General features: G+C 64.6%; 18 protein-coding genes. 10 read left to right on the plus strand and 8 right to left on the minus strand.

Annotation, left to right across the window (positions count from 1 at the left end; genetic code table 11):
• The first annotated feature begins 160 nt into the window (after positions 1 to 160).
• Entirely contained in the window at positions 161 to 814 is a 654-nt protein-coding gene (locus QMG84_RS11570; RefSeq protein ID WP_281928030.1) for a prepilin peptidase, read from the plus strand.
• 112 nt (positions 815 to 926) lie between these two features.
• Here the strand turns inward: QMG84_RS11570 and QMG84_RS11575 are convergent, their stop codons facing one another.
• The 5 genes from QMG84_RS11575 to QMG84_RS11595 are packed head-to-tail and all read right to left on the minus strand — an operon-like array spanning position 927 to position 5,419.
• Entirely contained in the window at positions 927 to 1,580 is a 654-nt protein-coding gene (locus QMG84_RS11575) for a prepilin-type N-terminal cleavage/methylation domain-containing protein (RefSeq protein ID WP_281928031.1), read from the minus strand.
• Entirely contained in the window at positions 1,577 to 1,996 is a 420-nt protein-coding gene (locus tag QMG84_RS11580; protein ID WP_281928032.1) for a type II secretion system protein, read from the minus strand. Before QMG84_RS11580 ends, QMG84_RS11575 begins: the two co-directional genes overlap by 4 nt.
• Positions 1,981 to 2,397, minus strand: coding sequence for a GspH/FimT family pseudopilin (locus tag QMG84_RS11585; RefSeq protein WP_281928033.1), 417 nt, complete (start codon positions 2,395 to 2,397; stop codon positions 1,981 to 1,983). The genes QMG84_RS11580 and QMG84_RS11585 overlap by 16 nt, the downstream gene beginning before the upstream one ends.
• Positions 2,398 to 2,441: 44 nt before the next feature.
• Positions 2,442 to 3,662, minus strand: coding sequence for a type II secretion system F family protein (locus tag QMG84_RS11590; RefSeq protein ID WP_281928035.1), 1,221 nt, complete (start codon positions 3,660 to 3,662; stop codon positions 2,442 to 2,444).
• Positions 3,663 to 3,667: 5 nt separating this feature from the next.
• Positions 3,668 to 5,419 carry a GspE/PulE family protein gene (locus tag QMG84_RS11595; RefSeq protein WP_281928037.1) on the minus strand — a complete coding sequence of 584 codons (1,752 nt, stop codon included), beginning with the start codon at positions 5,417 to 5,419 and terminating at the stop codon, positions 3,668 to 3,670.
• 154 nt (positions 5,420 to 5,573) lie between these two features.
• Between QMG84_RS11595 and QMG84_RS11600 the strand changes: the two genes are divergently transcribed.
• The 5 genes from QMG84_RS11600 to QMG84_RS11620 all read left to right on the plus strand — a co-directional run bounded on the left by QMG84_RS11600 (position 5,574) and on the right by QMG84_RS11620 (position 9,554).
• The gene (locus tag QMG84_RS11600; protein WP_281928038.1) at positions 5,574 to 6,278 is read left to right on the plus strand and encodes a DUF1190 domain-containing protein; all 705 of its coding nucleotides are present in this window, start codon (positions 5,574 to 5,576) and stop codon (positions 6,276 to 6,278) included.
• A gap of 78 nt (positions 6,279 to 6,356) precedes the next feature.
• Entirely contained in the window at positions 6,357 to 7,484 is a 1,128-nt protein-coding gene (locus QMG84_RS11605) for a PilN domain-containing protein (RefSeq protein ID WP_281928039.1), read from the plus strand.
• Complete coding sequence (gene gspM / locus QMG84_RS11610) at positions 7,481 to 8,068, plus strand: type II secretion system protein GspM (protein ID WP_281928040.1); 588 nt, start codon at positions 7,481 to 7,483, stop codon at positions 8,066 to 8,068. The genes QMG84_RS11605 and gspM overlap by 4 nt, the downstream gene beginning before the upstream one ends.
• The gene (locus tag QMG84_RS11615; RefSeq protein ID WP_281928041.1) at positions 8,065 to 8,685 is read left to right on the plus strand and encodes a hypothetical protein; all 621 of its coding nucleotides are present in this window, start codon (positions 8,065 to 8,067) and stop codon (positions 8,683 to 8,685) included. Before gspM ends, QMG84_RS11615 begins: the two co-directional genes overlap by 4 nt.
• A gap of 140 nt (positions 8,686 to 8,825) precedes the next feature.
• Entirely contained in the window at positions 8,826 to 9,554 is a 729-nt protein-coding gene (locus tag QMG84_RS11620) for a putative bifunctional diguanylate cyclase/phosphodiesterase (protein WP_281928042.1), read from the plus strand.
• Positions 9,555 to 9,651: 97 nt separating this feature from the next.
• On the opposite strand, the gene QMG84_RS11625 is transcribed toward QMG84_RS11620, so the two are convergent.
• A complete protein-coding gene (locus QMG84_RS11625; protein WP_202072008.1) occupies positions 9,652 to 10,074 on the minus strand; it encodes a metallopeptidase family protein in 423 nt (140 codons plus the stop codon).
• Between the two features lie 149 nt (positions 10,075 to 10,223).
• On the opposite strand from QMG84_RS11625, the gene QMG84_RS11630 reads away from it, so the two are divergent.
• Positions 10,224 to 10,973, plus strand: a complete 750-nt coding sequence (locus tag QMG84_RS11630; RefSeq protein WP_202072009.1) for a GGDEF domain-containing protein — start codon at positions 10,224 to 10,226, stop codon at positions 10,971 to 10,973.
• Positions 10,974 to 11,115: 142 nt separating this feature from the next.
• Here the strand turns inward: QMG84_RS11630 and leuC are convergent, their stop codons facing one another.
• Complete coding sequence (gene leuC, locus QMG84_RS11635) at positions 11,116 to 12,531, minus strand: 3-isopropylmalate dehydratase large subunit (protein ID WP_281928045.1); 1,416 nt, start codon at positions 12,529 to 12,531, stop codon at positions 11,116 to 11,118.
• 293 nt (positions 12,532 to 12,824) lie between these two features.
• Here leuC and QMG84_RS11640 point away from each other — a divergent pair, with 293 nt between their 5' ends.
• Both QMG84_RS11640 and QMG84_RS11645 read left to right on the plus strand, forming a co-directional pair.
• A complete protein-coding gene (locus QMG84_RS11640; protein WP_281928047.1) occupies positions 12,825 to 13,811 on the plus strand; it encodes a small ribosomal subunit Rsm22 family protein in 987 nt (328 codons plus the stop codon).
• Positions 13,811 to 14,218, plus strand: coding sequence for a VOC family protein (locus tag QMG84_RS11645; RefSeq protein WP_281928049.1), 408 nt, complete (start codon positions 13,811 to 13,813; stop codon positions 14,216 to 14,218). The genes QMG84_RS11640 and QMG84_RS11645 overlap by 1 nt, the downstream gene beginning before the upstream one ends.
• A gap of 245 nt (positions 14,219 to 14,463) precedes the next feature.
• Here QMG84_RS11645 and rplS read toward each other — a convergent pair whose 3' ends face one another.
• Positions 14,464 to 14,847: a 50S ribosomal protein L19 gene (gene rplS, locus QMG84_RS11650; RefSeq protein WP_202073344.1), complete on the minus strand. Its 384-nt coding sequence runs from the start codon at positions 14,845 to 14,847 to the stop codon at positions 14,464 to 14,466.
• 236 nt (positions 14,848 to 15,083) lie between these two features.
• Here rplS and QMG84_RS11655 point away from each other — a divergent pair, with 236 nt between their 5' ends.
• A complete protein-coding gene (locus tag QMG84_RS11655; RefSeq protein ID WP_246744905.1) occupies positions 15,084 to 15,461 on the plus strand; it encodes a hypothetical protein in 378 nt (125 codons plus the stop codon).
• The last annotated feature ends 130 nt before the right edge of the window (positions 15,462 to 15,591 follow it).

The following is a 15,591-nucleotide window of genomic DNA, read 5'->3' on the forward strand; positions in this document are numbered from 1 at the left end:
CTATTATGAAACGTCGCTGCATGTTAGGGAGATTCTGCGGCGACAGGGCAACCCACGCCTGCCGTAGGAGAGCCGCGGAGACGGCAAGACCGGGGCGCCCCGCGCGAAGCCTGTGGATGGCCGCCATTTCGTCTCATTTTAGCAGAGCCGTGAGGCGTCCTTGAACCGCATATTCCTCCCCCGCGTCTCTCTTACGGCCTCGCTGGCGAGATGCCGACGCCGACGGCGCGCACTGGCGCCGCTTGCGCGCGACATCTTCCTGTGGCGAGGCGACGGGCGCGCCTTCGCCCCTGCGGCCTGGGCGGCCGCCTGCGCCCTCCTCGCGCTTCTGGGACAATGGGCCGATATGGGGTTCTTTCTGGTCCCGAGCCTCATGCTCCTGCCCGCCCTCGGCCTGATCGCGCTCTATGACGCCCGGTACTTCGTCATCCCCGATGGGCCGGTTCTGTTTCTGGGGCTCTGCGGGTTTGGGACTTTCCTCATCGGCGCGCCACAAGAGGCGGCGACCCGGCTCGCCGCCGGCGCAGCCGGTTATGCGTCCATGCGCCTTGTCGCTTTCGCTTATGAAGGCTTACGGGGCGCCCCCGGGGTTGGCGAGGGCGACGCCAAGCTCTATGCGCTCGCCGGAATCTGGCTGGGTTTTGCGGGCCTGCCGTCTTCCCTGATTTACGCCGTGTTCTCCGCCCTGATTTCGGCGGTCGTGGCGCTGCGGCAGGGCGCACTCGAAAATGCGCGCCAGCCTATCCCCTTCGGCCCGCATCTGGCGCTCGGCCTCTGGCTCGTCTGGGTCTTCGGACCGCTGGAAGCCGGCTAGCTACCGTTTCATACGAGATCCGCTTGATCGGTTCGGTGTCATTCCCGACGCTCGCGCAGCGAGCGATCGGGAATGACAAGCCCCAATCCCACCTATTCAAACGGAAACGGTATCACTGCTGGCGGAGCGCGACGGTGGCGTCGGCCGCTAGCGTATGCCCCATTCTGTTCGCGGCGATCTTTACGGAAACGAGAATCGGCATGCCTGTCTGGCTTTTCCAGATCTGGCTCCAGGCGGGGGGCGGCCCCTGCTGCGGCAACCCCATCGGCGCCTGCTGCTGGCTGCCGAAGAAGGAAAATTGCAGGTCGGCGAGATTACTGAGGATCACCGTCTTCCGCATCCCGGCGCGCGCTGGCGCGATCCCGTCCGTGGGACGATAAGGCTTGGTCCAGACGGCGAGCTCCGGCCCATCCGGGCCGTTGTCGACGCCGATTTCCGTGACGATGAGCCCGCCCCACTGCCCGCCGCCCTCGCTCAAAGCGATGAAACGACAAGCGTCCCGCGCGCCGCGAAAGGAGCCTGAGGTCCCCGGCTGAGTCGTTTGCATCGCCGGCTCGGTCTGAACCAGATAGCTCCTGGAGATCAATCCGGTCGTTGCCCTCACCGCGGATTCGACTTCATCCAGCGCGTCGCCGGCGCGGCTTGCTTCCCATGTTCGCCGCCCGAGATGGATGCCGCCCAGGATCGAGCCGGTGATCAGCGAGAGGATGCTGATCGCCAGCAGAAGCTCCAGCAGGGTGAAGCCATCGGGCGCGCGTCGCTTCATAGCGGCGACGACGCCTGACGGGGGTCCACGGCTTTCATCTTCACCGTCGTGAGCGTGAAGGTCTCGCCGAAACCAGAAGGCTTCTTGATCGTCAGACGCGCATGGAAGCTTGTGGCCACGGGAGCGCCGCCCGGCCCAGCGACGGTCCGGCCCGGCGCGACCGACAGAAACCAATAGAGACCGTCGGGATAGCGGCCGCTCGTCTCGCCAAGCGGAACCGACCCGTCCGCCCCCAGCGCGTCCAGTTGCGACGCCCCCTGGCGCGCGGCGCGCAACAGGAAATCGGCGCGCGTCTCGTTGCGGACCCCGCCGCTGACGCCGTTGAGAAGCTGCGACAACGTCATGGCGAGGATGGCGAAGGCCGCAAGCGACTCGATGAGGGAAAATCCTTGCCTGGATTTCAGCCGAGCGCGCATTTGGCCTCGCCTGTCAGCCAATTGATCGAGATCGTCGCCCGCGCTTCGGGGGTCTGCAAGACCATGTCGCCGCCTGTCGAGCCGCCATCGGGGAAGAATGTGATAGCGCCGGTTCTCTCGGACAGGCGCTGCGTATTGGCGATGTCGAGCGCGATCTGGGCGTCGGCCGGCAGCTTGCCGACGCCGCCGACCGGAGACGCATAAGTCTTGGCGAAGAGGTCGATAATGACGGCCGCCTCGCCATTGGTCACGATGGCGCGCGAGCGGGTGGCGCGCAACGTCGCGCAAAAGCCGCGCGTCGCCGCCTCGAGCCGCATGCGGGCGGAGGGCGGACGCAGCAGTTGCGAGGCCATGCCGGCGAGGAGCGCGATCAGCGCCAGCACGACGAGCGACTCCAGCATTGTGAAGCCGGCGCGCCGGCGCGGCGGAAGGCGTCGGCGCCGCATCATTTGACCGCAAGATCATTGATGCTGAGCACAGCGTCCATCACCGTCATGATCAGGCCGCCGACGACGGTGGCGATGAAGATGGTGAGCATCGGCGTCAGCAGGCCCATCGCTCTTTCGATGGAGCGCTGGGTCTCGCGTTCGAACATGGCGGCGACGCGCAGCAGCATGTCGCCGAGCTGCGCCGTCTCTTCGCCGATCGTGACCATCTGCAACGCGACGGGCGGCAAATAAGGCACATTGGCGAGAGACCCGCTGAGATGCGCGCCGCCGCGCACCGCCTCGATCACGCCGGCCAGCTCATGATTGAGGAACTGGTTCGAGACCGCCGTGCGCGCGCTTTCCAAGCCCTGAAGCAGCGGAACGCCGGCCTTCAGCATCGAGCCCAGCGTGCGCGCGAAACGCGCCGTCGCGAATTGCGCGAGCAGCGATCCGACGATTGGAATGCGCAGATAGAAGCGGTGGAGGGCGATGAGCCACGCCGGACGAGACTGCGCCATCTTGTACAAGGCCGCAATTGCGCCGCCGACGGCCGCGAGAACGAGCGCAATGTTTCCGAGATTAGCCTCGACATTGAGGATGAATTGCAGGCCCGCCGGCATGTCCTTGCCATTGTCGGCAAAGATCGGCGCGATGCTCGGGACGAGCGTGCCGAGAACGACGCCCGTCGCCACAATGGCGAGCGTGATGAGCAAAGCCGGATAAATCAGCGCGCTCTGCACCCGCGCCTTCAACTCCAGTCGGCGCTCCAGCATTTCGGCGAGATCGGAAAGCGCGGGGCCGACCTTGCCGACGGTCTCGCCCTCTCGCACGACATTCACATATTCCTGGCCGAAAATGTCGGGCCGCCGCGACAGAGCGTCGGAGAGCGAGGCGCCGTCGACGATGCGCGCCAGAATCTCCTGCGCCAGCTCACGGAGCGCCGGCGTCGGGCTTTGCGCGGAAAGGATGCGCAGACTCTGATCAAGCGGCACGTCCGCCTGCTCCAGAGTCGCGAATTCGCGCGTGAAGGAGGCGATCTGCGCCGCGTTCGGGCCGCGCTTGCCGAAGGAGATTTGCGTCAGCCGCGCAGCGCCTTCCGTCTTGGCGGCGCGTGTCTCGAAAGGCGTGACGCCCCGCTGGAACAGCGCGTCCTCAGCTTCCGCGACCGTGCGCGCCTCGATCTCGCCCTCCAGCAAATCGCCCGAGCCGCTATAGGCGCGATATTTGAACATCGGCATGAGCGTCAATCCATTCGCGTGACGCGCGCGACTTCCTCGATCGTCGTCTCGCCGCGCCAGGCTTTGGTCATGCCGCACTGATACATGGTGGTCATGCCGGCTTCGCGCGCCGCGGCTTCGAGCTGCGCATCGGGCGCGCTCTCACAAACCAGCCGCTGCATACGGTCATTCATGATGAGAAGCTCCGCGATGGTGGAGCGGCCCGTGTAGCCGAGATTCCGACAATGGGGGCAGCCCCTGGGCGATGAGAGTCTGTCGGGCCCCTTCGCGAAAGGCTCTCCGGCAAATTGCGCGCGAACCTGCGCGCGAGTCTCCAGCGGCCCCGCGCATTGGCAGAGGCGGCGCACGAGACGCTGGGCCAGCACCGCCTTCACGGTCGAGGCGATGAGGTAATTCTCGACCCCCATGTCGATGAGACGCGTGATCGAGGCCGCCGCGCTGTTGGTGTGCAGCGTCGAGAAGACGAGATGGCCGGTGAGCGACGCCTGAATGGCGATCTTCGCCGTCTCGGCGTCGCGAATCTCGCCGATCATGATCACGTCGGGGTCCTGGCGCAGAATGGCGCGCAGCGTATTGGGGAAATCGAGCCCGATCCCCGGCTGCACCTGCACCTGATTGACGCCGGCAAGCTGATATTCGATGGGGTCCTCGACAGTGAAGACCTTCACGTCCGGCGTCGTCAGCTCCTTGAGCGCCGTATAGAGCGTCGTCGTTTTGCCGCTGCCGGTCGGGCCGGTGACGAGCACGATGCCGTTCGGATTGCGCATCACCTTGCGCAATTGCTCGGTCGTCTGCGGCTCGAAGCCGAGCTTGTCGAAATCGAGCGCGATCTGGCTGCGGTCGAGAATACGCAGCACGATGCTCTCGCCATGCGCCGTCGGCAGGGTCGAAACGCGAAAGTCGATGTCGACGCCGCGAATGGCGAGCTTGATGCGCCCGTCCTGCGGCAGGCGGCGCTCGGCAATGTCGAGCCGCGCCATGATTTTTATGCGCGAGGCGATGGCGGCCTTCAGGCCCGGCGGCAGCGTCTCCGCCGTCCGCAAGGCGCCGTCGATTCGATAGCGCACTTGCACGGCTTCGAGCGACGGCTCGATGTGAATGTCCGACGCCCGGGCTTCGATCGCGTCGCCGATGATCTGATTGACGCGCCGCACGACCGGCGCCTCATTGGCGATGTCGCGCAGACGCTGAAGGTCGAATTCGCTGGCGTCATTGGCGCGCGCGTCATTATCGACGAGCGAAACGCCGTCCTGCTTTGCGCCATAAAGAGACGACCAGGCTTTATCGAACTGCGCCGGCGTCGCGAGCCTCAGCTCGATCTCATAGCCTGTCGAATAGGACAGCGCCTGAACCGGTTCGAGATCGAGCGGATCGGTCACCGCGAGCCGCAGACGCCGCTCATCGACCGCAAGCGGCAACAGCCGGTTGGCGTGGATGAATTTTTCCGGGATCTCCGCGCGCAGCGGCGGCTCCATCGGAATCTCGCCGGTCTCCAGTTGCGGAATGCCGAGGAATTTCCCCAAATGGCCGCACAGATCGACTTCCGAAACGAGGCCGAGCTTGGTCAGCACATGATCGAACCGCTCGCCGCTTTGTAAGGCCGCGCGCTGCGAGCGCTGCAGAGCAAGTTCGTCGATCGCCTTTTCGCGCAGGATGAAGGCGCCGAAGGCCTCGGCGAATTCGGGGCTGTTCGCGTCCGGCCACGCATTGGGCCCGGAATGCGCGGCCTGCCCCGGAAATTCGGTCTGCGCCGCCATCGACGACCCTTCGCTGGATCAACACCGGACCAAGCACTAGCGATAGACGGCGATCTTCGCAATAAGGACGAATTCGAGAGCTTTCGACGCCGGAATGTCCTATTCTGGGTTAAATTGCGCCTTTAGCCTGAGCCTAGGTCGAACGATCCCACCGATGTCCAGCGCTCGAACGTCGATCGCCGCGAATCCCCGCCAGACATGGCGAACATATGGATTCAAAGGCGCTTGCGTCGCGCTTCTGGCGCTTTCTGCGCCGACCGCCGAAGCGGCGACAATTGGCAAGACCTACTTTTTCGCCACGCGCGAGGCTTGCGCCGCTTCGGGCGCCTTCACCGATCGGGAATGCGCCGGCGCATTCGCCAATGCGCAATTGCAGCTCCGCGCGCTCGCGCCGCGCTTCGATTCGAGCGCAGACTGCCGCATGCGTTTCCGCCTGTGCACGGCGAGCCGACCAGACCCCCAAGCGGGCGACGCGCTCAGCTATGCGACGCAAGACGAAGCCGTCGTCTTCACGCCGATGGCGCTCGGAGTCGAGATGGTGGCCTCGGCGAAGGGCGCCGGGGCGGCCCCCACTCTTGCCGTCGATACGCCTGCCCGGCTTTTCCCCTATGCCCCGGTATCCCGGCCTTACGAGCCTTTGCGGCCGGGCTTCGACCCGCCCGGCGGGCTTCCGGAAAACGCCGCGATCCTCGCCGCAGACCATTTCGAGCCTTTCTCTAAACGCAAACCCTTCGGCGGCCCCATGACCTTCACGGCGTCGGCGCTGGGCGCGATCGTCGGGGCGACGCATGACGCCGCGTCCGCCGAGACGCGAGAGCAGCGTCGCGCGCGGTTGAAGACCGCGCCTTTTGTGGAGTAGAGCTTTCGTTGCTAGCTCGGACCCAGGCGGTCATGGCCGCACCGGGTTATCGTCACTCTGCTCCGGAGTCTCCTGTCCTTGCCAAGCGAGTTCTGGACGCGAGATGTCGTCGAAGGCGCGCTCAAGCCGGCGGCCGACCGCTTTTTCGCTTGGTACCGACGCGAGTTTTTCGCCTTCTTTCCGCCCGAGACGCTCGCCTGGCTGACCGACCGGGGCGATCGTCAGCTCGTTCTCAGGGCTGGAGAGCGAAACCTCTGGCTCCTCGACGCCCGCGGCGCGCCGCTTTGGAGCCTCTCCGCCGACGAAATCGCGGCGTCGTCATTGGACGAAGCGCTGGCGCGCCGCGGCGTCGCCCGTCAGGCCGCGCGGATCAGGCTGGAGATCGACGGTTCTGCCTTCTTCGTGCGCCGCTTCGACATCCCTGCCGTCGCTCAGGCCAATCTCCCGAGGCTGCTGATCGCCGATATAGAGCGGAAGACGCCGTTCCGGCTCGCCGACGTCGTCTACGGCCACACGATCGCCGCGCATCCGGCGTCGGCGGACAAGCTGCGGGTGAGCCTGTGGATCTTGCGCCGCGACTTCATCGACGGCGCGATTGCGGCCGCGGGACTCGCGCCAGGCGATATTTCCTTCATCAAGCCGGTCGGGTTGCGCGACGCCGCGGCCGAAGCGCCGTCGATCGTCATCGGCGGCAAGACAGAAGTCTCCCACTCCTTTCGCAATATCGCGATCGGCCTATCCGCGGCGACCGCCCTCCTCCTCGCGGCGGGCTTCGGCGCGACGCTGTGGCGCCAATCGGCTCTCAATGAAGAACTCGACGCAAAGATTCAGGAGATGTCGGCGCGCGCGGCGAAAGTGCGACAGGTCGTCGACCGCGCCTCGGCGGAAAGCCGTCTCCTTGCGGTGTTGCGCAAGGCGCGGCGCGACGAACCGCTATTCGCCGATCTCTGGGAAGAAGTAGCGCGCGTTATGCCGGACGGAGCCTACGCCACCGATTTTCGCTTCAGCGAGACGAAGCCTAATGACAAAACCATCGACCTTGTCGGCTTCGCCGATTCGGCCGTCGGCCTGCCGGCGCTCTTCAACAAATCGCCCCTCTTCGCAGACGCTGGTTTGACGGCCCCGATCACCCCCGATCCGCGTGAAAAGCGCGAGGGCTTTTCGCTTCAGGTGAAGTTCGAGAAGAAGCCGGGGTCCACGAAATGAACTGGAAGGACTTCCTTCAAGGCCCGCGAGGAGGACGCGCTTTATTCGTCGGCGTCAATCTGCTGGCCCTTGCGCTCTTCTACCTCCTCTTCATCGAACCGGCGCGCCGCATGATCGCCGATGGCGCCGAAGCGATTGCCGAGCGCCGCCAGACGCTCGCGCGTTACGAAGCGGTCGCGCTGCACGAGGGGCAGATTCAAGATTACGCGCGGCAGGTCGCCGACACCAATGGCCGCGGCGAGCTTTTCGACGGCGATAGCGACGGCGTCATCAACGCCAATTTGCAGGCGCGCCTCAAATCGATCGCCGAAAGCGCGCAAGTCACCGTCAGATCGATCCAGATGCTGCCGGAGAAACCGTTCCAGGGCGTCACGCTCGTGGGCGCGCGCCTCGACGTCGTCGGCAGCTATGAGAATCTGCATGCGCTGGCGCGCGCGCTCGAAGGCGAGCCGCCTTTGATGATTATCGCCGCCGCGACGCTGCGCAACCAGGCGATGATGTGGGGCGCGCCGCAACAGGGCGAAACGGAGATCGAGGCTCAGTTCGACGTGTTCGGCGGCGCGCCGCAGAAGGGCCGCCAATGAGACCCGACCAACTCGCGCAAAGCCTTAAGGAGTTCTTCGGGCGCTCGAGCCTGTTCGTCTCGCCGATTCAGAAAGCGCGCCTGTCGCCCTTGTCGGCGATCATGCTGGCGGTCCTCGCGGCGGCTACTCTCCTCGCGGCGCTGTTTGCCGCATTCGCATTCCTCGGGCCGATCGGTTCGGAGGCAACCGTCTCCGCCCCCGACTGGACGCCGCCGACCCTTTCTGTCGCCGAGCTCGCGCCGCCCAAGCCGGCAAGCGCCGACACGGAGACACTATCGCGGCCGATTTTCTCGAAGAACCGCAAGCCCGCGCCGAAGAGCGCGAAGGCGGCGGCGCCGATGGCGGCTGAAATGGCCGCGGCGCCCCCCGGATTGACGGTCAGCGCCATCGTCAAGAATAAGAATGTGACGCAGGCTTTTGTCACCTCGCCCGAGTCGCCCGACGGCTTCTGGAAGAAGATCGGCGAAACGATCGACTCCTGGACCGTCTCCGCGATCGAGAGCGATGGCGTCGTTCTCACCAATGGAGCCCAGACGGCGAGGATAAAGCTGTATCCTGACCCAGCCCCATCTACGGCCGATGGGATGTTCGCTGCGCCGACGCGCGGTCAATTTTAAATCCGCCTCGCCATTCACGCCGCGCAAATGGTAAATCGCGTCAATTGGCGGATGATTTGCGCTGCGTTACCTTGGACGGGCTTCTCATGTTTGGTTTCCTACGCCGGAAGACGCGTGATCACGAACGGATGGCGAGGGACATGCGCCGCTCTCTGAAAGACGGCGATTTCCGACTCCTCTATCAGCCGATCATCGACTCGAAGGGCGAGACAATGGTCGGCGTCGAGGCGCTCTGTCGCTGGCGCCACCCTGTTCGCGGCGAGACGCCGCCGTCAGACTTCATCGCAATCGCGGAGGAAACCGGGCTGATCGATCAGCTTGGTCTTTTCGTACTGCGGCAAGCCTGTCTCGACGCCCGCAAATGGCCGGGCGTCATCGTGTCGGTCAATGTTTCGCCACGCCAATTCAAAGAAGAGCGGTTTCCCGAGGCCGTCCTGAAAATTCTGGGTGAAACGGGCTTGGAGCCGTCACGGCTGGAGCTCGAACTCACGGAGACTTTGGCGGTCGTCGACCTCGATCTGGCGCGGACGAAAATGCTCGTTCTCCAAAATCACGGCGTGCGCATCGCGCTCGACGACTTCGGCTCCGGCCACTCCGGTCTCAGTTATTTATTGTCGCTTCCCTTCGACAAGTTGAAGGTCGACAGGATGTTTGTCTCGCATATCGAATCGAGCTCGGCGAGCGCCGTCATCATCCACGCCATCGTGAACATCGGACGCGCGCTTGGCATGCATATCACCGCGGAAGGCGTCGAAACCGCCGAGCAGCAGCAATTTCTCCGCGGGGCGGGCGTCCACTTCTTCCAGGGATTCCGTTTTAGCCGGCCGGTCGATGCGAGCGAGATTCTCTCCCGGCTCCAAGCGCAATAGGCGCTGGCCGAGCTCCTCCCCGCGACGCCGCCATCCGTGAAGCCGACGCTCGACGCGTTCGGCCTCTCCTGACCCGCTTTTGACTGCGCCGGAGAATCTACAGAACCGCGCCGCGCTCGATTTCTTCCATATCCGCGTCGGAAAGGCCAAAATGGTGGCCGATCTCATGCACGAGCACATGGGTGATGATGTCGCCGAGCGTGTCCTCGCTCTCCGCCCAAAAATCCAGGATCGGCCGACGGTAGAGCCAGACCATGTTGGGCTCGGCCCCGGTCTCGGCGAGATGCGCGCCATCCGGCAGGCCCTTTCCGCGGAAGAGCCCGAGAAGATCGAACTCTGTCTCGCACTCCATCTCGTCGAGCGTCTCCTCGTCGGGGAAGTCTTCGACGTGGAACACAACGCCTTCGCAGAGGCGGGTGAATTTCTCGGGCAACGCCGCAAAGGCCGCGTCAGCGAGCGCTTCGATTTCAGCAAGCGTCGGCGCGCTCAATTGTGCCCATTCAAGTGATGCATCAGCCATGATTCGAACTATGCCATTTTCTGCCGTGACGAAACAACTCCTCAGTTTTCGCAACAATTTAATGAAGCACTTTCGAGACGATTAAGGATTCTCTCGCCAGAGTATCGCGCTCTATCCGGGAAAATTTCCCAGTGTTTGCGGAGTTCAGCATGCTCAAAGGCGCAAGACGTCTCTTCGAGCCGCGCACCAAGAAAGAATCGATACGCCTGGTCTGCGCTTTCACGGCGATCGCCATCACGGTTGCAATCGCCGTCGTCGTGGTCAGCAGCCTTTGGGCGGGCACGCCAATGGGCCCATCGCTCATTCGGGCGGTCGTCATCCCGCTGATGCTCGCGCCCTGGATGGTTTGGACGATTGCGCGTTTTTCCATGCGCTTGGAAGAAATGCGCCTCGAGCTGGAGAAGCTGGTGCGCACGGACCCGCTGAGCGGCGCGCTCAACCGGCGCGGGGTTACGGAATTTGCCGACAAGGCTTTCGCGGAACGCAGAGAGAAAGATAAATTCTGCGCGATCGTCATCGACATCGATCGCTTCAAGACGATCAACGACAATCACGGACATGCCGCCGGCGACGCCGTCATCGCGCAAGTGGTCGAGATTGCGCGCCAGACCGCGGGCTCCGTGAATTGCGCCATCGGCCGGCTCGGCGGCGACGAGCTGGTTGTTCTGATCGTCGAGCAGACGCTCGAAGAGTCGTTGGTTATGGCGGAACGTCTGCGCAACGCCATCGAACTCGCGGTTTTCCTGCACGAAGGGAACCGCCTCACGGTGACGACGAGCATCGGCGTCGCCGCGTCGGACCCTGCCGACAAGAACGCCGAGGCCGTCCTCAGACGCGCCGATCATTCGCTTTATGCTGCGAAATCCGCGGGCCGCAACCGCGTGCGCGCGGCGGCTTAAGTCATTCCCGACGCTCGCAAAGCGAGCGATCGGGAATCCAGAGCCGAACCAGCGCTCTTGTGGCTCTGGATTCCCGGTCGGGCTTTCAGCCCGCCGGGAATGACAAGCCCCACGCGGGCTGTTCAAACGGAGATGGCGCCGCTTATCCCCAGCTACGCACGTCGACGAAGCGTCCGGCGATCGCCGCCGCCGCCGCCATGGCGGGGGAGACGAGATGGGTGCGTCCCTTGAAGCCCTGGCGGCCTTCGAAGTTGCGGTTCGAGGTCGAGGCGCAGCGCTCGCCCGGCGCGAGGCGGTCCGGGTTCATGGCGAGGCACATGGAGCAGCCCGGCTCGCGCCATTCGAAACCGGCGGCCAGGAAGATCTTATCGAGCCCCTCAGCCTCCGCCTGTTCCTTCACGAGCCCAGAGCCCGGCACGACCATGGCGTTGACGCGCTCGGCGACCTTCTTGCCCTCGACCATCTTCGCGGCGGCGCGAAGGTCCTCGATGCGGCCGTTGGTGCAGGAGCCGATGAAGACGCGGTCGATCTCGATGTCGGTCATCTTCTCCCCGCCCGCGAGGCCCATATAGGCGAGCGCGCGCTCGATCGCGGCGCGCTTTTGCGGGCTCTTCGCCGAATCGGGGGTCGGCACGCGGCCGTCGATGCGGGCGACGTCCTCGGGGCTCGTGCCCCAGGTGACGATCGGCGGCAGATTGGCGGCGTCGAGCTTCACGATCTTGTCGAAATGGGCGCCCGCGTCGGTGTAGAGCGTCTCCCAATATTTGCGCGCCATGTCGAAGGCCTCGCCCTTGGGTCCCTTGGGGCGATCCTTCAGATAAGCGAAGGTCTTCTCGTCCGGCGCGATGAGGCCGGCGCGGGCGCCGCCCTCGATCGTCATGTTGCAGACGGTCATGCGGCCTTCCATCGAAAGGTCGTGGATGGCTTCGCCGGCGAATTCGATGACATGGCCCGTGCCGCCAGCCGTGCCGATCTCGCCGATGATGGCGAGGATGATGTCCTTGGCCGTGGCGCCGTCGGCGAGCTTGCCGTCGACCTGCACCAGCATATTCGCGGCCTTCTTCTGGATCAGCGTCTGGGTCGCGAGCACATGCTCGACCTCGGAAGTGCCGATGCCATGCGCCAGCGCGCCAAAGGCGCCATGCGTCGAGGTGTGGCTGTCGCCGCAGACGATGGTCATGCCCGGCAGCGTGAAGCCCTGCTCCGGCCCGACGATATGGACGACGCCCTGACGGTGGTCGTGCTCATTGTAATATTCAACGCCGAATTCCTTGGCGTTGACCGCGAGCTGCTCGACCTGCGCCTTGCTCTCCGGGTCTTCGATCGGGAGCGAGCGGTCGGTGGTCGGCACATTGTGATCGACGACGGCGAGCGTCTTCTGCGGCGCGCGGACCTTGCGGCCGGACATGCGCAGGCCTTCGAAAGCCTGAGGGCTCGTCACCTCATGGATGAGGTGGCGGTCGATATAGAGCAGGCAGGCGCCGTCATCCTGGCGGTCGACGACATGGTCGTCCCAGATCTTGTCGTAAAGCGTGCGCGGCCCGGTCGAATTGGACATGGTCTTTCCTTAACGCCGCTCTTGCGGCCCCACTTGAATTGAGGGTCTTCTAACCGTAACGCAAGCGCCATGGAAGAGCGTTCGCATCCCCTCCCGATTGGGCAAATGGCAGTCTGGCGAGGAGGGACCCCATACCTCCCCTTTACGGGGAGGTCGGCGGCCGCAGGCCGCCGGGTGGGGCCAAAGCCGCAACGGCTGCGGCTGGGACCGAACCCCACCAGCCGCGCTTCGCGCGCCAGCCTCCCCGTGAAGGCGAGGGATTCGCTCACGCCCGGGATTCCCGGGGTTGACTCGTGACCTCCCCCGCTTTGCCCGCCGGACTCGCCGCGGCGCTCGCGGCGCAATTGGAGCGCCGGCCGCGCAAGGCGCTCGCCGAGAGCGCCGAGCGTCTTTCCGCGAACTATCGCGCCCATAAGCCCACGAATGCGGCGATCCGCGACGAGACCGACGCGCTCGCCTATGCGCTCACGAGAATGCCCGCGACTTACGCCGCGGCCGTCACCGTGTTGGATCGGCTTGCGGAGGAGCAGCCTGGCTTTGCGCCGAAGAGCCTGCTCGACGTCGGCTGCGGGCTGGGCGCGGCAAGCTACGCCGCCAGCGCGGTTTGGCCAGCGCTGGGTCGCATCGAGATGGTCGACAGCAGCCGCGCCTTTCTGGCGATGGGTGAGACCCTCGCTGCCGAGGCCGGGCTGCTGACGGCGGCCAAGGCTGTCGCCGGCGATATGACGCGCCTGCCGAACCTCGAAGACAAGTTCGACCTGGTCGCCGTCGCCTATGCGCTGACCGAGCTCGGCGACGCGGATTTGCCGGGCGTCACCGAGAGGCTTTGGGCGCGGACCGGCGGCGCGCTATTTATCCTCGAGCCGGGGACGCCGCGTGATCACCAGAGGCTGATGGGCGTGCGCGCGCGGCTGATTGCGCAAGGCGCGACCATCCTCGCGCCTTGCGCCCATGCGCGCCCCTGCCCGCTCGCGGCTCCGGACTGGTGCCACTTTTCGGTGCGGCTGCCACGCTCCAGAGAACATAAATTGCTGAAAGGCGCAGCGGCGCCGTTCGAAGACGAGAAATACAGCTACCTCATAGCGGCGCGCCAGGGCGAAAGCGCCAAGGCGCGCATCCTCGCGCCCCCGCGCCACAACAAGGCTGGCGTTACTGTAAAGCTCTGCGACGCGAATGGATCGGCGGAAATTTTCCTGCCAAAGCGCGATAAGGCTCGCTATGAAAGCATTCGCAGGAAAGAATGGGGCGACGCGCTCGACGTCCCGCCGGAGGAAGCCTGATGAACAGACCGAGGGTTGCGCCTTACCTCACCGTCAGCCCGGCGGCCGCGGCCATCGCCTTCTATACAGGCGCCTTCGACGCCAAGCAGCGCGCGCTGATGCCCTCGGTCGACGGTATGCGCATCGCCCATTGTGAATTGCTGATCAACGGCGCCTCGGTGATGCTCGCGGATTTCTTTCCTGAGCTCGGCCAGACGCGCGTCCCCATGCCCGGCGACAGCGCCACCGTCTCGATCAGCCTGGAATATGACACGGGCAAGCAAGTCGACGACACCTGCTCCCGCGCCGCCAAGCTCGGCGCCAAGATCGAAACGCAGCCGACGAATTCGTTTTGGGGCACGCGTTACGCGACGCTGCGCGATCCGTTTGGGCATCGTTGGATTTTGAACGGGCCGTTGGACAAATAGGCGGCGGCAGCCGCGCCGCATTCTCATCACTGAGACGACCCCCACCCTTGATCCCTCCCCGCAAGGGGGAGGGAGGCGGCTCGCGCCCAGCCTTGTCGTAGTTCCAGTTGATCCTCAACGGCGCATGACGGCCACGCTCTGCTCCTCTCCCCGCAAGCGGGAAGAGGGACCGCATCGCCCAAAACAAAACCGCCCGGAGCCTCTCGGCGCCGGGCGGCGGAAAATAGTCTCGTAATCCGTAAGGATTACTCGCTCGCGGCCTTGGGCTTGGTCTCGACGCGCTCGGCGATGCGGGCCGACTTGCCGCGACGATCGCGCAGGTAATAGAGCTTGGCGCGGCGGACCTTGCCGCGGCGGACCACCTTGATCGAATCGATCAGGGGCGCATGCACCGGGAAGACGCGCTCGACGCCCTCGCCGTAGGAAATCTTGCGCACGGTGAAGCTCTCATTGAGGCCGCCGCCGTTGCGGGCGATCACGACGCCCTCATAGGCCTGCACGCGGCTGCGGTCGCCTTCCTTCACCTTCACGTTCACGATGACCGTGTCGCCGGGACGGAAGTCGGGAATCGCCTTCCCTTCGATGAGCTTGGCGGCCTGTTCGGCCTCGAGCTGCTCGATGATGTTCATAAAAAACTCCTGCCGTTTCGTCTGTAGCCTTTCGGCCGACGAGCGTTTCGGAACGCTGTTTTAGTTGAGGCTGCTCCCCTTACAGCAGGGGGCGGCGTTTGTCGAGTGCGCATGCGCGAAAGAACCCTCCCGCGCCGCAAAAGAAAGTGGCGCGCCGGGGAGGCTCCTTATGGCGCCCGACCTATATAGCCTTGCCGGGGCGGCTGGCCATGAAAACTCGAGAACGGGAGCGCAAAATGACCCAGCAAGAGGAGCGCCGGGGAGAACGCGGCGGCGCCACGAGGGCGGCTTCGGACATTATGAGCGAGGGACGGCAAAGGATCGAGGATTTTACCGACGCCCAGACTCAGTTCTGGGACCGCATTCAGGACTCCAACCGCAAATGGCTCGACCGGATGCAGAGCGAGGCTTCCATCGCCGCCGACTTCGCCAATAAGCTCACCGCGGCCAAATCTTTCACGGAAACCGCCAACATTTTCCAGAATTGGACGGTCAAACATATGGAAATGGCCACCGAAGACGCACGCCGCATGCTCTCCGACACGCAGGAAATCATTGCCGCGGGCACGCGCTTTTGGACGAATATCGGCAATGGCAAGAGCCGCGGGCATTAACGCGGCGTTTTGCGACATTCATACCATTTTCGTTTGAACGCTCTTATGGAGCTTCGTCATTCCCGGCGGGCCGAAGGCCCGACCGGAAATCCAGAGCCATCGTAGCTCGTGTTGCTCTGGATTCCCGATC

Origin of the sequence: Methylocystis iwaonis (assembly GCF_027925385.1) — a bacterium.
GTDB classification, from domain to species: domain Bacteria; phylum Pseudomonadota; class Alphaproteobacteria; order Rhizobiales; family Beijerinckiaceae; genus Methylocystis; species Methylocystis iwaonis.

Excerpts from the sequence above, each read along its gene's own strand:
- QMG84_RS11655 (WP_246744905.1), top strand. The coding sequence starts at position 15,084 with ATGACCCAGCAAGAGGAGCGCCGGGGAGAACGCGGCGGCGCCACGAGG.
- QMG84_RS11590 (WP_281928035.1), bottom strand. The coding sequence starts at position 3,662 with ATGCCGATGTTCAAATATCGCGCCTATAGCGGCTCGGGCGATTTGCTG.
- QMG84_RS11600 (WP_281928038.1), top strand. The coding sequence starts at position 5,574 with ATGTCCAGCGCTCGAACGTCGATCGCCGCGAATCCCCGCCAGACATGG.
- leuC (WP_281928045.1), bottom strand. The coding sequence starts at position 12,531 with ATGTCCAATTCGACCGGGCCGCGCACGCTTTACGACAAGATCTGGGAC.
- rplS (WP_202073344.1), bottom strand. The coding sequence starts at position 14,847 with ATGAACATCATCGAGCAGCTCGAGGCCGAACAGGCCGCCAAGCTCATC.
- QMG84_RS11645 (WP_281928049.1), top strand. The coding sequence starts at position 13,811 with ATGAACAGACCGAGGGTTGCGCCTTACCTCACCGTCAGCCCGGCGGCC.
- QMG84_RS11585 (WP_281928033.1), bottom strand. The coding sequence starts at position 2,397 with ATGCTGGAGTCGCTCGTCGTGCTGGCGCTGATCGCGCTCCTCGCCGGC.
- QMG84_RS11580 (WP_281928032.1), bottom strand. The coding sequence starts at position 1,996 with ATGCGCGCTCGGCTGAAATCCAGGCAAGGATTTTCCCTCATCGAGTCG.
- QMG84_RS11575 (WP_281928031.1), bottom strand. The coding sequence starts at position 1,580 with ATGAAGCGACGCGCGCCCGATGGCTTCACCCTGCTGGAGCTTCTGCTG.
- QMG84_RS11595 (WP_281928037.1), bottom strand. The coding sequence starts at position 5,419 with ATGGCGGCGCAGACCGAATTTCCGGGGCAGGCCGCGCATTCCGGGCCC.
- gspM (WP_281928040.1), top strand. The coding sequence starts at position 7,481 with ATGAACTGGAAGGACTTCCTTCAAGGCCCGCGAGGAGGACGCGCTTTA.
- QMG84_RS11625 (WP_202072008.1), bottom strand. The coding sequence starts at position 10,074 with ATGGCTGATGCATCACTTGAATGGGCACAATTGAGCGCGCCGACGCTT.
- QMG84_RS11620 (WP_281928042.1), top strand. The coding sequence starts at position 8,826 with ATGCGCCGCTCTCTGAAAGACGGCGATTTCCGACTCCTCTATCAGCCG.
- QMG84_RS11630 (WP_202072009.1), top strand. The coding sequence starts at position 10,224 with ATGCTCAAAGGCGCAAGACGTCTCTTCGAGCCGCGCACCAAGAAAGAA.
- QMG84_RS11615 (WP_281928041.1), top strand. The coding sequence starts at position 8,065 with ATGAGACCCGACCAACTCGCGCAAAGCCTTAAGGAGTTCTTCGGGCGC.